This is a genomic window from Streptomyces sp. NPDC048352, assembly GCF_040651895.1.
In the GTDB taxonomy this organism is placed as follows: domain Bacteria; phylum Actinomycetota; class Actinomycetes; order Streptomycetales; family Streptomycetaceae; genus Streptomyces.
The window spans coordinates 1-13,667 of sequence record NZ_JBEZKZ010000038.1 but is presented as its reverse complement, the minus strand read 5'-3'; the positions used below and the strand labels follow the sequence as shown (position 1 = coordinate 13,667).

Here is a 13,667-nt window from a genome sequence, read left to right as displayed (position 1 = left end):
TTTAGCAAAACATAATTTCCAAAAAAAACAGTGGCGGCCCCCGCCAGCGGCGGGGCCCCTCCTCGTGAACTTCCCTGCCTGGCGCAGGGGTTGCTACAGCTCGGACGCGGGGTCCTCGCTCGGGGCCCGCCCCGCGTACGCCTCGGCGAGCAGCTGCTCCTCGCTCGCGCCGAGCCGCCAGTAGCCCGTGAAACGCACCGCGCGGCGGTCGAGGGAACGTTCCCCCACCAGGTGGCGGCGTACGGCGCGGACCGTGCCGGCCTCGCCCGCGAGCCAGGCGTACGGGGCCTGCGCGGCGGGCAGTTCCGCCGCCCGCACCGCCTCCACCACGCGGCCGGTGCGCTCGGGGCGGGCCGCGCCCTTCTCGCGCACGATCCAGGTGACGTCCGCGTCGGCGGGGGTGTGCAGGGCGAGCCGGTCGTCTGCGTGCGGGACCTCGAACCAGGCCTTCACCCTGGTCCCGGGCGGGAGCCCTTCGAGGATGGCGGCCGCGGCGGGCAGGGCCGTCTCGTCCGCGTACATCAGGACGGCGTCGGTGGCGGCCGGGGGCTGGAAGCGGACGGACTTGTTCTGCGCGACGGCCGGCCCGATCGCCATGATCCGCCGGCCGGTGACGGCCTTGCCCGCCCAGCGCGACGCCGGGGAGGTGTCCCCGTGCAGGACGAAGTCGATGTCGACCTCGTCCACGCCCCCGTCCGTACGCCGCTGCTCGCGCACCGTGTAGGAGCGCATCACCGGGCGGTCCTCGTCCGGCATCGCGCGCCACGCCCCGAACCAGGTGTCCTCGTCGGTGGAGGGGAGTTCGGTGTGCTCGGCGTGCGCCGGCGGCAGGAAGAGCGAGAGGCTCTGGTCGCGGCCCCCGGAGCGGAACTCCGCGAGGGACTCCCCGCCGAAGGTGACGCGCAGGAAGGAGCGGCCGAGGCGGCGCGTGCGCAGGACCTCCATCGTGAAGAAGCGGAAGTGCGCCGCGGCCTGTTCGGCCCCGGAATCGGTGGCGGTCATACGCGAGTCCCCCAGGGAGAAGACGGGCGGCACCGGCGGGTGCGGTACCGGACGGGCAGTGCCGGAAGCCGGGCCCCCGGCGGTGGCCGGGGGCCCGGCGGTCAGGCCCGGCGGGCGAGGGTCAGGAGACCTTCTTGGCGTTCTGGATGGTCTTGGCGAGGTCCTCGAGGATCTGGGCGCACTTCTCGTACGAGTAGATCGGCTCGGTCACGCGCGGGGCGACCTGGCCGGCCTTGACGGCGGGCAGCTCGTTCCAGGTCGGCTTGGTCTTCAGCGCCTCGGCCTGGAGGGCCTGCGTGCGGTTGTCGAGGAGGACGACGTCGGCCTTGTACTTGCCGGCGTTCTCCCAGCTGAGGCTCTCGTAGAAGCCCTGCGGGTCCAGCTTGTCCTGCTCCGGGGCGACGAACTCGACCCCGAGGGACTCGAAGTACTTCAGGTCGGCCGAGGTCTTCGGGGTGGAGACGTAGAAGAGCTGGTCCGCGCCGGAGGCGACGAGCACCTTGATGCCCGGGTTGGCCTTGACGGCCTCGCGGACCTTGGCGGAGGCGGCGTCGAAGCGGGCCTTGGCGTCGGCGGCCTTCTTGGAGCCGAGGTCGGCGCCGAGGGACTTGGCGAGGTCCGCCGTCCGCTCCAGCGCCTTGTCCATGGAGGCCTTGTCGCCCACGCCGATCGCGGCGGCCGGGGCCAGCTTCAGGATCTTGTCCTTGGAGGTCTCCGGGACGTACCAGTACGTGCCGTCCCAGGTGTTGGTGGCGAGGAGCTCCGGCTTCAGGGCGGCGTACTTCTCGACGTTGAACTCGTCGTAGACGTTGCCGAGGACCTCGACCTTGGAGATGTCCATCGAGCCGGCCATCGGGTCGGGCTTGCCGTCCGCCAGCCTGGTCGGGCCGAACACGCCCTTGACCTGCACGCCGTAGTCGTACAGGGCGGCCGCGGTGCCCGTGTAGGCGACGATGTTCTTCGGAGTGGACGGGGCGGTGGCCTTCTTGCCGAGGTCGTCCTGGAAGCTCCAGGCGCCCGCGGCCGCCGCGCCGCCCTTCTCGCCCCCCGCGTCCTTCGACCCGTCGGTGCCGCCGCACGCGGTGAGTGCCGCGACGAGGCCGAGGGCGCCGCCGGCCGCGACGAGACCGCGGCGGGAGAGGAAGGTCGTACGGGGCTGGGGCATGGCGAAGTCCGCTTTCGTGCGTGCAGGGAGGCGGCCGGGGAACCCGGAGCCGTTCGCAGGGAAGGTTAGCCTAACCTTGGCTGAAAACGGTAAGGGGACCCTAATTCCAGGGTCCCCTCGTCGCTTCCCGCGCGCCGCGCGGGCGTTCGTCAGCCGGTGAAGCCCAGCTCACGGGCGATCAGCATGCGCTGCACCTCGCTCGTGCCCTCGCCGATCTCCAGGATCTTGGAGTCCCGCCACATGCGGGCCACGGGGTACTCGTTCATGAACCCGTAGCCGCCGTGGATCTGCGTCGCGTCCCGGGCGTTGTCGACCGCGACCGTCGAGGAGTACAGCTTCGCGATCGCCGCCTCCTTCTTGAACGGCTCCCCGTGCACCAGCCGGGAGGCCGCGTCACGCCAGCCGATGCGGGCCATGTGGGCGCGCGTCTCCATGTCGGCCAGCTTGAACTGGATGGCCTGGTTGTCGCCGATCGGCTTGCCGAAGGCCTGCCGCTCCTTGGCGTACTTCACCGACTCGTCCACGCAGCCCTGCGCGAGGCCCGTCGCCAGGGCCGCGATGGCGATGCGGCCCTCGTCGAGGATCCGCAGGAACTGGGCGTAGCCGCGGCCCTCCTCGCCCACCAGGTTGGCGAGCGGCACCCGGACGCCGTCGAAGGACAGCTCGCGGGTGTCCGAGGAGTTCCAGCCGACCTTGGAGTACGGCGCGGCCACCGTGAAGCCGGGGGTGCCGGACGGGACGATGATCGAGGAGATCTCCGGACGGCCGTCCGCCTTGCGGCCGGTGACGGCGGTGACGGTGACCAGACCGGTGATGTCCGTACCGGAGTTGGTGATGAAGCACTTGGAGCCGTTGATCACCCACTCGTCGCCCTCGCGCACGGCGGTGGTGCGGGTGCCGCCCGCGTCGCTGCCCGCGCCGGGCTCGGTCAGGCCGAAGGCGCCGAGCACCTCGCCCGAGCACAGCTTCGGCAGCCACTCCCGCTTCTGCTCCTCCGAGCCGAACAGGTACAGGGGCATGGCGCCCAGGGAGACGCCCGCCTCCAGGGTGATCGCGACCGAGGAGTCGACACGGGCCAGCTCCTCCAGGGCGATGCCGAGCGCGAGGTAGTCGCCGCCCATGCCGCCGTACTCCTCCGGGAAGGGCAGGCCGAACAGGCCCATGCGGCCCATCTCGCGGACGATCTCGTACGGGAACTCGTGGCGCTCGTACAGGTCGCCGATCTTCGGCGCGACCACGTCGTGCGCGAACGCCTCGACGGTGCGGCGGAGTTCCTCGTGCTCGGGGGTGAGCCGGTGGTCGAGGGACATGGTGTGACTACTCCTTGTGGGAGAGGGCGCGGACGGTACGGGAGGGGCTGGGACGGCCCAGCCGTTCGGCCATCCACACGCTCGTGGCGGTGAGGGCGGCCAGGTCGACCCCGGTTTCGATGCCGAGGCCGTCGAGCATCCACACCAGGTCCTCGGTGGCCAGGTTGCCGGTGGCGCTCTTCGCGTACGGACAGCCGCCGAGGCCGCCGGCGGAGGAGTCGACGGTGGTGACGCCGTGCTGGAGCGCGGCGAGGGTGTTGGCGAGGGCCTGGCCGTAGGTGTCGTGGAAGTGCACGCCGATCCGGTCCGTCCCCACACCCGCCCCGTTCAGCTCCGCGAGCAGGGCCTGGACGTGGCCGGGCGTGGCGACGCCGATGGTGTCGCCCAGGCTCAGCTCGTCACAGCCCAGGTCCAGCAGGGCCTTCGCGACGCGGACCACCTGGTGGACCGGGACCGGCCCCTCCCACGGATCCCCGAAGCACATCGACAGGTACCCGCGCACGTGCGCCCCGCCCGCCTTCGCGCGGGCCACGACGGGCTCGAACATGGCGAGGGACTCGGCGACGGTGCGGTTCAGGTTGCGGGCGGCGAAGGTCTCGGTGGCCGAGCCGAACACCGCGATGCGGGTGGCCCCCAGGGCGAGGGCGCGGTCCAGGCCGCGCTCATTGGGGACCAGGACCGGGAGCTGCGCCCCGACGTCCGCGAGCAGGGGGAACAGCTGCTCGGCGTCCGCCAGTTGGGGAACCCACTTGGGGTGGACGAAGCTGGTGGCCTCGATGGTGGTGAGGCCGGCGGCGGCGAGCCGGTGGATGAACTCGGCCTTGACCTCCGTGGAGACGGCCGACTTCTCGTTCTGCAGCCCGTCGCGCGCGCCGACCTCGTGGATGCGCACGCGCGCCGGGAGCCCGGCGGCGGCCGGGACGGTCATGGGCAGCCCGTTCACGCGGCCACCTCCTCCTCGTCGGGGGTCACCACGGCCAAGACCTGGTCCATGGCCACGGTGGTGCCCGGGGTGACGTCGAGTTCGGTGACGGTGCCGGCGTGCGGGGCGGAGATGACGTGTTCCATCTTCATCGCCTCGACCACCAGCAGGCTCTGGCCGGCCGCCACCGTGTCGCCGACGGCCACCTTGACGACGGTGACGGTGCCGGGCATGGGGGCGGCGAGGGTGTCCGCACCGCCCCCGGCCGCGCCCTTGGCGGTGACGGGGTCGTGGTGCTGGACGTGCCAGGAGTCGCCGTCGCGGCCGAGCCAGGTCCCCTCCGGGGAGGCGGCGTGGCCGAAGCGGTGGGTGACGCCGTCGAGCTCGACGGTGACGGTGTCGGGGGTGCGGGTCACGATGCGGGCCCGCGCCGTCGCGCCGGGGCTCCGCCCCAGATCCCGCACCCCGGACGCCGGCGGGGCGGGATGTGCTGTCGCGCCGTCTTCGGCCGCGAGCCGGGTGCCGGACTCCGCGTCCAGCAGGATCTCCGTGGCGGAGCCGGCTCCTGCGGGGCCCGGAGCCGGGCGGGTGCGGACCTCGACCGGGTCCTGGCCGGGCAGGCGGAAGTGGTGGACGGTCCAGGCGGGGGTGCCGCCCAGGCGCCAGCCGCTGGGCACCCCGAAGGGGTCGACCCACGCGCCGGAGGCGCTGCCCGCCGCGTCCCCGGGCAGGGACAGCAGCGCCGCCGCCGCGTACACCTCGGCCGGGACGCCCTCCGGGAGGAGGGACGGCAGGTCCCGCTCCACCAGGCCCGTGTCCATCTCGCCGGAGACGACGTCGGGGTGCGCGAGCAGGCGCCGCAGGAAGCCCGCGTTCGTCTGGACGCCCAGGATCACCGTGTCCGCGAGGGCCCCGCGCAGTACCCGCAGGGCGGTCGCCCGGTCGGGCCCGTACGCGATGACCTTCGACAGCATCGGGTCGTACGTGGAGCCGACGGGCACGCCCGCCGTCAGGCCGGAGTCGGTGCGCACCGGCCCGCCCTCCGGCTCCGAGAGCGCCAGGACCGTACCGCCGGACGGCAGGAACCCGCGTGCCGGGTCCTCCGCGCAGACGCGGGCCTCGATCGCGTGGCCGGTCAGCCGGACGTCGTCCTGGGTGAAGGGCAGGGCCTCGCCGGAGGCGACCCGCAGTTGCTGCTCTACCAGGTCCAGCCCGGTGATCAGCTCGGTGACGGGGTGCTCGACCTGGAGCCGGGTGTTCATCTCCATGAAGTAGTACGAGGACGGGTCCCCGCCCGGGACGATGAACTCCACCGTGCCCGCGCCGACGTACCCGCAGGAGCGGGCCGCCTCCACGGCCGCCGCGCCCATCGCGGCGCGGGTCTTCTCGTCCAGCAGGACCGAGGGGGCCTCCTCGATCACCTTCTGGTGGCGGCGCTGGAGGGAGCACTCGCGCTCGCCCAGGTGCACCACGTTGCCGTGGGCGTCCGCCAGCACCTGGATCTCGATGTGCCGGGGCCGGTCGATCCACCGCTCCACGAGCAGGGTGTCGTCACCGAACGAGGACTTCGCCTCGCGGCGCGCCGCCGCGATCTCCTCGCCCAGCACGGCCGCGTCCCGCACCAGCCGCATGCCCTTGCCGCCGCCGCCCGCCGAGGGCTTGAGCAGCACCGGCATGCCGATCTCGGAGGCGGCCGCGGCCAGTTCGGCGTCGGTCAGGCCGCTGCCGGAGGAGCCCGGGACCACCGGCACGCCGGCCGCCCGGACCGTCTCCTTGGCCGTGATCTTGTCGCCCATCAGGGAGATGGCGGAGGCGGGCGGCCCGATGAAGGCCAGTCCGGCGTCCGCGCAGGCCTGGGCGAAGGCCGCGTTCTCGGCGAGGAAGCCGTAGCCCGGGTGGACGGCCTCGGCGCCCGTGCGCTTCGCGGCGTCCAGGAGCCGGTCCACCGACAGGTAGCTCTCGGCGGCGGCCGCCGGGCCGATCCGGACGGCCGTGTCGGCCTCCCGCACGTGACGCGCGTCGGCGTCGGCGTCGCTGAAGACGGCCACGGACCGGATCCCGAGCTCCCGCAGCGTACGGATGACCCGGACCGCGATCTCGCCCCGGTTGGCGACCAGAACAGTGCTGAACATCGAAGAGGTCCTCACGTCACACGTCACATACGGAAGATGCCGAAAGCGGAGTCGCCCAGGGGGGCGTTCGCGCACGCGGTCAGGGCCAGTCCCAGCACCTGCCGGGTCTCCATCGGGTCGATGACCCCGTCGTCCCACAGCCGCGCGGTGGCGTAGTAGGCGTTGCCCTGCTCCTCGTACTGCGCGCGGACCGGGGCCTTGAAGGCCTCCTCGTCCTCGGCCGGCCACTCCTGGCCCGCGCCCTCGATCTGGTCCCGCTTGACGGTCGCCAGCACGGAGGCGGCCTGCTCGCCGCCCATCACCGAGATCTTGGCGTTGGGCCACATCCACAGGAAGCGCGGCGAGTAGGCCCGCCCGCACATCGAGTAGTTGCCCGCGCCGTACGAGCCGCCGACGACGACCGTCAGCTTCGGGACGCGGGCGCAGGCCACGGCCGTGACCATCTTCGCGCCGTGCTTGGCGATGCCGCCCGCCTCGTAGTCGCGCCCCACCATGAAGCCGGAGATGTTCTGGAGGAAGAGCAGCGGGATGCCGCGCTGGTCGCACAGCTCGATGAAGTGGGCGCCCTTCTGCGCGGACTCGGAGAAGAGGATGCCGTTGTTCGCGATGATCCCGACCGGGTGGCCGTGGATCCGGGCGAAGCCGGTGACCAGGGTCTGCCCGAACTCCGCCTTGAACTCCTGGAAGCGGGACCCGTCCACGACCCGGGCGATGATCTCGCGGGCGTCGTAGGGGGTGCGCGAGTCGACGGGGACCGCGCCGTACAGGCCGTACGGGTCCACCTTGGGCTCCTCGGGAGCCTCGACCGACCACGGCAGGGCCCCGCGCCCGGGCAGGGTCGCCACGATGTTCCGTACGATCCGCAGCGCGTGCGCGTCGTCCTCCGCGAGGTGGTCGGTGACCCCGGAGGTGCGGGAGTGGACCTCGCCGCCGCCCAGCTCCTCGGCCGTGACCACCTCGCCGGTGGCGGCCTTCACCAGCGGCGGACCGCCGAGGAAGATCGTGCCCTGGCCGCGCACGATGACGGCCTCGTCGCTCATCGCCGGCACGTACGCGCCGCCCGCCGTGCAGGAGCCGAGGACGGCGGCGATCTGCGGGATGCCGGCCCCCGACATGCGGGCCTGGTTGTAGAAGATCCGGCCGAAGTGCTCCCGGTCGGGGAAGACCTCGTCCTGCATGGGCAGGAAGGCGCCGCCGGAGTCCACCAGGTAGAGGCAGGGGAGACGGTTCTCCAGGGCCACTTCCTGGGCGCGGAGGTGCTTCTTGACGGTCATCGGGTAGTACGTGCCGCCCTTGACGGTGGCGTCGTTCGCGACGATCACGCACTCGCGGCCGCTGACCCGGCCGATGCCCGCGATCACCCCGGCGGCGGGGGCGGCGCCCCCGTACATCCCCTCGGCGGCCAGCGGGGCCAGCTCCAGGAAGGGCGAGCCGGGGTCGAGGAGGGCGTCCACGCGGTCGCGGGGGAGCAGCTTCCCGCGGGCGGTGTGGCGGGCGCGGGCCTTCTCGCCGCCTCCGAGGCGGGCCGCTTCCAGCCGGGCGCGCAGGCCTTCGGCGAGTTCGCGGTGGGCGGCCTCATTGGTCCGCCAGGCCTCGGACGCCGGGTCCGCGGCGCTCGTCAGCACTGGTGCCTGCTGCATCGGTCGAGCTCCCTTGCTCGTGCACGCTTTGTTAATGACCGTTAACGCGTTCGGGTCTCAGGTTAACGACCGCTAACCGCCCTGTCTAGAATGGATTTCCATGAGCACCAGAGCGGCCACCCCGACCCGTCGCGAGCAGATCCTCAGTGAGGCCGCTCGTCTTTTCGCGGAGCGCGGCTTCCACGGCGTCGGCGTGGACGAGATAGGGGCGGCGGTCGGCATCAGCGGCCCCGGCCTGTACCGGCACTTCGCGGGCAAGGACGCCATGCTCGCCGAGCTGCTGGTCGGCATCAGCGAGCGGCTGCTGACGGGCGGCCGGCGGCGTGTGGAGGAGGCGGCCGGGGACCCGGAGGCGATCCTCGCCTCCCTCGTCGAGGGGCACATCGACTTCGCCCTGGACGACCGGGCGCTGATCACCCTGCACGACCGGGAGCTGGACCGGCTGCGGGAGGCCGACCGCAAGCTGGTGCGCCAGCTCCAGCGGCAGTACGTGGAGCTGTGGGTGGAGGTCGTACGGGAGCTGCACCCCGAGGTGGGGGAGGCGGAGGTACGGGTGGCCGTGCACGCCGTCTTCGGGCTGCTGAACTCCACCCCGCACCTGGGCGCGCCGGGCCGCGAGGCGACCGAGTCGCTGCTGCGCAGGCTGGCGAACGGGGCCTTCGGCTCGCTGTCGGGGTGAGGGCCGGCTCGAGCCGCACTCGGCGGAACGGACACCTCCGCGCGGGCGGCGGCAGAATGACCGTATGCCGAAGCCGATAGAGACGCCCGTACCCAGCCGCGCCGAGCTCGTCGACCACCTGGTGCGCACGCGCATCGCGGGGCAGGTGGCCACCCCGCGCGAGAACAACCTCTCCCACTACCGCAAGCTCGCCAACGGCGACCGGCACTACTGGCTCGGCCTCGAACTCGGCGACCGCTGGGCCGACGAGCAGGACGTACTGGCCGTGATGGCCGAGCGGGCGGGCGTCATCGACGACCCGGCGCACCGGGCCGGCCAGGACACCATCGACCCGGAGCTGACCGTCGCCGGCCTCGACCGGATGGCGGCCCGCCTCCACAAGGCCGCCCTGGACCGGCAGAGCGTGCTGCTGGCCACCGGCCACCCGGGCGGCCTGCTGGACGTCCACCGCGCCACCGCCGACGCGCTGCGCGCGGCGGGCTGCGAGATCGTCCGGATCCCGGCCGGCCTGATCGCCGACGAGGGCTCGGTGTGGCAGTTCGCCGACGTGGCCGTACTGGAGCGGGGCGCGACCCTGTGGCACACCCACTCCCCGGCGCCGATGGCGGCGATCCTGGACGGCCTCGCGGCGGAGGGCCGCCCGCAGCCGGACCTGGTCGTCGCCGACCACGGCTGGGCGGGCTGCGCGGCCCAGCGCGGGCTGGACGCCGTGGGGTACGCGGACTGCAACGACCCGGCGCTGTTCCTCGGCGAGGCGGAGGGCACCCTCCAGGTGGCGGTCCCCCTGGACGACCACGTCCGCGACCCGCGCTTCTACGACCCGCTGGTGGCGTACCTGCTCTCGGCGGCGGGCCTGCTCTAGGCGGCCCTGCTGCCGGACACCCCCTAGAGGGCCGGGCGCGGGCCCGGGCCGGCCCCCGCGTTCCTGACCGGCCGGGAGTGGATCTTCGCGACGCAGGCGGGCAGGGCCGCGTCCTCCTCGTGGGCGCGGGCCCGGTACGCGCTCGGGGTCTCGCCCACCAGCTCGGTGAACCGCGAGCTGAACGACCCCAGCGAGGTACAGCCGACAGCGAAGCAGACCTCCGTCACCGACTGGTCGCCCCGCCGCAGCAGCGCCTTGGCCCGCTCGATCCGGCGCGTCATCAGGTAGCCGTACGGGGTCTCGCCGTAGGCGGCGCGGAAGCTGCGCGAGAAGTGCCCCTCCGACATGAGCGCGACCCGCGCCAGCGCGGCGACGTCGAGCGGCTCCGCGTACGCGCGGTCCATCAGGTCGCGGGCCCGGCGCAGCCGGGCGAGGTCCTCCAGGTTCACCCGTTCAGCCTTGCACAGCCCCGGGCGGTACCGAAGCTTCCGCGGGCGGCGGGGAGGGCGTGGGGTCCAGGTAGACGCGGCGGACCGCGGGCCACCGCTGCCGCAGCTGGTCCTCCGCGTCCTCGCAGGCCGCCTCCACCTGCCGGGCCGACGCCAGGTCGTGGAAGTCGACCTTCGCCGCGATCAGCACCTCGTCCGGCCCCTGAACGAGGGTGGTCAGCTCCAGCACCCCCTCGATGTGCGGCACCGACAGCAGCTCCTCGCGGACCTCCGCCCGCAGGGGCGCGGGCAGCGGCCGCCCGATCAGGTACTGCGCGTTGGAACGCCCGAGTTCCCAGGCCACCGCCACCAGCAGCAGCCCGATCAGCAGCGACGCCACCCCGTCGCAGACGGCCGAGCCCGTCAGCTGCGCCCCCAGCAGACCGCCCGCCGCCAGCACGAGGCCGACCAGCGAGGCGGCGTTCTCCAGGAGCACCGCCTTCACGGCCGTGTCCGGCGTGTGCTTGACGTACAGCCCCAGCGGCGCCCGCAGGCGCGCCGCCTCGCCCGTCACCTGCCGCCAGGCCACCAGCAGCGAGTACCCCTCCAGCAGGAAGGCGACCGCGAGGACGACGTACGACAGCGCCGGATCGCCCGGTTCCTCGCCGTGGACCAGGGTGTGGATCCCGTCGTAGACGGCGAAGACCGCGCCGCCCGCGAACGTGGCGATCGAGGCGAGCAGCGCCCAGATGTAGCGCTCGGGCCCGTACCCCAGCGGATGCGCCTCGTCGGCGGGCCGGGCGCTGCGCTTCAGGGAGGCCAGCAGCAGCACCTCGGTCACGGTGTCGGCCACCGAGTGCGCGGCCTCGGACAGCATCGCGCTCGACCCGCTGACGATCCCGCCGACGGCCTTCGCGGCGGCGAGGACCAGGTTGGTGGCCACGGCGACGACCACCGTGGCGAGGCTTTCGGATTCCGCGCCTTCGGCTTCGAGCGGCATGGGGCGACGGTATGTCCGCTCAGCCGCGCGGAACGCGTACGACACCCTCCTGGATGACGGTGACCGCCAGGCGGCCGTCCTGGGTCCAGATGCGGGCCTGTCCCAGCCCCCGGCCGGCGGACGCGGAGGGGGACTCCTGGTCGTACAGGAGCCATTCGTCGGCGCGGAAGGGCCGGTGGAACCACATGGCGTGGTCCAGGGAGGCGCCGACCACGTCGCCGACCGCCCAGCCGCCGCGGCCGTGGGCGAGCAGCACCGAGTCCAGCAGGGTCATGTCGGACACGTAGGTGGCCAGGCAGATGTGGAGCAGCGGGTCGTCCGCGAGCTTGCCCTGGGTCCGGAACCAGACCTGGGAGCGCGGCTCCAGCGGCTCGCCGACCGTGCCCCACGGCGGGGTGGTCGCGTACCGCAGGTCCACCGCGCCGCGCGCCTCCAGCAGCCGCTCCACCGTGCCCGGGTCGCGGAAGATCTCCCGGTACGCGGGCAGCGCCTCGGCGGCGGTCGGCAGGGTCGCGGGGTCCGGCGCGGCCGGCATCGGGGCCTGGTGCTCCAGGCCGTCCTCGTACGTCTGGAAGGACGCGGAGAGGTGGAAGATCGGCTGTCCGTGCTGGACGGCGACCACGCGCCGGGTGGTGAAGGACCGCCCGTCGCGGATCCGGTCCACGGAGTAGACGATCGGCGCGCCGGAGTCACCGGTCCGCAGGAAGTACGAGTGGAGCGAGTGCGGCAGCCGGTCCGCGGGCACCGTGCGGCCGGCCGCGACCAGGGCCTGGGCCGCGACCTGGCCGCCGAACACGCGCGGCACCAGGGAGGTGCGGCTCGTGCCGCGGAAGATGTCCTCCTCGATCTGCTCCAGGTCGAGCAGATCGAGGAGGTCCGCCAGTGCGTCGTTCAAGTGGGTTACAGGCCCATCGACTTGGCGATGATCGACTTCATGATCTCGCTGGTGCCGCCGTAGATGCGGTTGACGCGGTTGTCGGCGTACAGGCGGGCGATCGGGTACTCGTTCATGTAGCCGTAGCCGCCGTGCAGCTGGAGGCAGCGGTCGATGACGCGGTGTGCGACCTCGGTGCAGAACAGCTTCGCGGAGGCGGCCTCGGCCGGGGTCAGCTCGCCCTCGTCCAGGGCCTCCAGGGCGCGGTCGGCGACGGCCTGGGCGGCGTCCACCTCGGCCTGGCAGGCGGCCAGCTCGAACTTGGTGTTCTGGAAGTGCGCGACCGGCTTGCCGAAGACGGTGCGGTCCGTGACGTACTGCTGGGCGAACCGGACGGCGGCGGCGGCCTGGGCGTACGCGCCGAAGGCGATGCCCCAGCGCTCGGACGCCAGGTTGTGGCCGAGGTAGTAGAAGCCCTTGCCCTCCTCGCCGAGCAGGTCCTCGACCGGGACCTTGACGTCGACGAACGCCAGCTCGGCGGTGTCGGACGTCTTCAGGCCCAGCTTGTCGAGCTTGCGGCCGATCGAGTAGCCCTCGGACTTGGTGTCCACGGCGAAGAGGGAGATGCCGAAGCGGCGGTCCTGCTCGCTGGGGGCGGAGGTGCGGGCGCAGACGATCACGCGGTCGGCGTGGACGCCGCCGGTGATGAAGGTCTTGGAGCCGTTGAGGACGTAGTGCGTGCCGTCCTCGGAGAGCTTGGCGGTGGTCTTCATGCCCGCGACGTCGGAGCCGGTGCCCGGCTCGGTCATCGCCAGCGCCCACATCTCCTCGCCGGAGACGAACTTCGGCAGGAAGCGCTTCTTCTGCTCGTCGGTGGCGAGCATCTTGATGTAGGGCAGGGCGAGCAGCACGTGCACGCCGGAGCCGCCGAAGTTGACGCCCGCGCGGGAGGTCTCCTCGTAGAGGACGGCCTCGAACTTGTGGGTGTCGAGGCCGGCGCCGCCGAACTCCTCGGGCACGTTGATGCCGAAGACGCCCAGCTCACCGAGCTTGTAGTAGAAGTCGCGCGGCGCCTGGCCGGCCTGGAACCACTCGTCGTAGACGGGGACGACCTCGGCCTCGATGAAGGCGCGGAGGGTCTCGCGGAACGCCTCGTGGTCCTCGTTGAATACGGTACGGCGCACGAGCCGCCTCCTCGATCCCTAGTTCGGCCAGACTGTGTCTAAGCGCTTGCTCATACTTAAGTTACCCGGCAGTCACTCCGGCTGTCCAGGGAGTGTGACCCGGTCGGAAACCTTTCTGCCGCCCGGGCTCACGACGGCAGGCGCAGGGCGAACCACAGCTCCATCCGGGTGTCCGGGTCGTCGAGGTCCCGGTCCAGGAGCGACGCGCAGCGGGCGACGCGCTGGCGGACCGTGTTGCGGTGGACGCCGAGCGCGGCCGCGCTGCGGTCCCAGCTGCCGTGGTGGGCCAGCCAGCCGCGCAGGGTGTCCCGCAGCGCGGGCGCCAGGGGCGCCAGCAGCGCCTCGGCGTGGGCCCGCGCCTCCGCCTCCCCGAACAGGCCCGCGAAACCGGGGTCCGTGTGCCGGGCCAGCGGGGTGCGGGCCGCCTCGGCGCGCTCCAGCGCCCGGCCGGCCTGGGCGTCGGCGGCCG

General features: G+C 72.9%; 13 protein-coding genes. 2 read left to right on the top strand and 11 right to left on the bottom strand.

Annotated features, from left to right (window positions below; translation table 11 throughout):
* Positions 1-93: 93 nt before the first annotated feature.
* From AB0D45_RS20330 to AB0D45_RS20305, 6 genes are all read right to left on the bottom strand, one after another.
* Entirely contained in the window at positions 94-1,002 is a 909-nt protein-coding gene (locus AB0D45_RS20330) for a siderophore-interacting protein (RefSeq protein WP_362460891.1), read from the bottom strand.
* Positions 1,003-1,123: 121 nt separating this feature from the next.
* Positions 1,124-2,167, bottom strand: a complete 1,044-nt coding sequence (locus tag AB0D45_RS20325; RefSeq protein WP_362460888.1) for an ABC transporter substrate-binding protein — start codon at positions 2,165-2,167, stop codon at positions 1,124-1,126.
* 149 nt (positions 2,168-2,316) lie between these two features.
* Complete coding sequence (locus AB0D45_RS20320) at positions 2,317-3,477, bottom strand: acyl-CoA dehydrogenase family protein (RefSeq protein ID WP_362460885.1); 1,161 nt, start codon at positions 3,475-3,477, stop codon at positions 2,317-2,319.
* 7 nt (positions 3,478-3,484) lie between these two features.
* Positions 3,485-4,405, bottom strand: a complete 921-nt coding sequence (locus AB0D45_RS20315; protein WP_362460993.1) for a hydroxymethylglutaryl-CoA lyase — start codon at positions 4,403-4,405, stop codon at positions 3,485-3,487.
* Between the two features lie 11 nt (positions 4,406-4,416).
* Entirely contained in the window at positions 4,417-6,531 is a 2,115-nt protein-coding gene (locus AB0D45_RS20310) for an acetyl-CoA carboxylase biotin carboxylase subunit (RefSeq protein WP_362460882.1), read from the bottom strand.
* 23 nt (positions 6,532-6,554) lie between these two features.
* Positions 6,555-8,171, bottom strand: coding sequence for a carboxyl transferase domain-containing protein (locus AB0D45_RS20305; RefSeq protein WP_361599679.1), 1,617 nt, complete (start codon positions 8,169-8,171; stop codon positions 6,555-6,557).
* A gap of 100 nt (positions 8,172-8,271) precedes the next feature.
* Here AB0D45_RS20305 and AB0D45_RS20300 point away from each other — a divergent pair, with 100 nt between their 5' ends.
* Together AB0D45_RS20300 and AB0D45_RS20295 are read left to right on the top strand one after the other, a co-directional pair.
* Positions 8,272-8,850, top strand: coding sequence for a TetR/AcrR family transcriptional regulator (locus tag AB0D45_RS20300; RefSeq protein ID WP_361599676.1), 579 nt, complete (start codon positions 8,272-8,274; stop codon positions 8,848-8,850).
* Positions 8,851-8,914: 64 nt separating this feature from the next.
* Positions 8,915-9,712 carry a phosphatase gene (locus tag AB0D45_RS20295; protein ID WP_362460878.1) on the top strand — a complete coding sequence of 266 codons (798 nt, stop codon included), beginning with the start codon at positions 8,915-8,917 and terminating at the stop codon, positions 9,710-9,712.
* Between the two features lie 23 nt (positions 9,713-9,735).
* Here AB0D45_RS20295 and AB0D45_RS20290 read toward each other — a convergent pair whose 3' ends face one another.
* The 5 genes from AB0D45_RS20290 to AB0D45_RS20270 all read right to left on the bottom strand — a co-directional run.
* On the bottom strand, positions 9,736-10,161 hold the full coding sequence (locus tag AB0D45_RS20290) for a helix-turn-helix transcriptional regulator (protein ID WP_361599670.1): 426 nt from the start codon (positions 10,159-10,161) through the stop codon (positions 9,736-9,738).
* 4 nt (positions 10,162-10,165) lie between these two features.
* Positions 10,166-11,140: a cation diffusion facilitator family transporter gene (locus AB0D45_RS20285; RefSeq protein ID WP_362460875.1), complete on the bottom strand. Its 975-nt coding sequence runs from the start codon at positions 11,138-11,140 to the stop codon at positions 10,166-10,168.
* A gap of 19 nt (positions 11,141-11,159) precedes the next feature.
* Entirely contained in the window at positions 11,160-12,035 is an 876-nt protein-coding gene (tesB, locus tag AB0D45_RS20280) for an acyl-CoA thioesterase II (RefSeq protein ID WP_361599664.1), read from the bottom strand.
* A 5-nt stretch (positions 12,036-12,040) separates the two neighbouring features.
* Positions 12,041-13,198, bottom strand: a complete 1,158-nt coding sequence (locus AB0D45_RS20275; RefSeq protein WP_361599661.1) for an acyl-CoA dehydrogenase family protein — start codon at positions 13,196-13,198, stop codon at positions 12,041-12,043.
* 128 nt (positions 13,199-13,326) lie between these two features.
* Positions 13,327-13,667, bottom strand: a 341-nt coding sequence (locus tag AB0D45_RS20270) for a helix-turn-helix domain-containing protein (protein ID WP_362460872.1), incomplete at its 5' end; no start/stop codon positions are given.

Excerpts from the sequence above, each read along its gene's own strand:
- AB0D45_RS20310 (WP_362460882.1), bottom strand. The coding sequence starts at position 6,531 with ATGTTCAGCACTGTTCTGGTCGCCAACCGGGGCGAGATCGCGGTCCGG.
- AB0D45_RS20330 (WP_362460891.1), bottom strand. The coding sequence starts at position 1,002 with ATGACCGCCACCGATTCCGGGGCCGAACAGGCCGCGGCGCACTTCCGC.
- AB0D45_RS20305 (WP_361599679.1), bottom strand. The coding sequence starts at position 8,171 with ATGCAGCAGGCACCAGTGCTGACGAGCGCCGCGGACCCGGCGTCCGAG.
- AB0D45_RS20295 (WP_362460878.1), top strand. The coding sequence starts at position 8,915 with ATGCCGAAGCCGATAGAGACGCCCGTACCCAGCCGCGCCGAGCTCGTC.
- AB0D45_RS20325 (WP_362460888.1), bottom strand. The coding sequence starts at position 2,167 with ATGCCCCAGCCCCGTACGACCTTCCTCTCCCGCCGCGGTCTCGTCGCG.
- AB0D45_RS20320 (WP_362460885.1), bottom strand. The coding sequence starts at position 3,477 with ATGTCCCTCGACCACCGGCTCACCCCCGAGCACGAGGAACTCCGCCGC.
- AB0D45_RS20315 (WP_362460993.1), bottom strand. The coding sequence starts at position 4,405 with ATGACCGTCCCGGCCGCCGCCGGGCTCCCGGCGCGCGTGCGCATCCAC.
- AB0D45_RS20300 (WP_361599676.1), top strand. The coding sequence starts at position 8,272 with ATGAGCACCAGAGCGGCCACCCCGACCCGTCGCGAGCAGATCCTCAGT.
- AB0D45_RS20285 (WP_362460875.1), bottom strand. The coding sequence starts at position 11,140 with ATGCCGCTCGAAGCCGAAGGCGCGGAATCCGAAAGCCTCGCCACGGTG.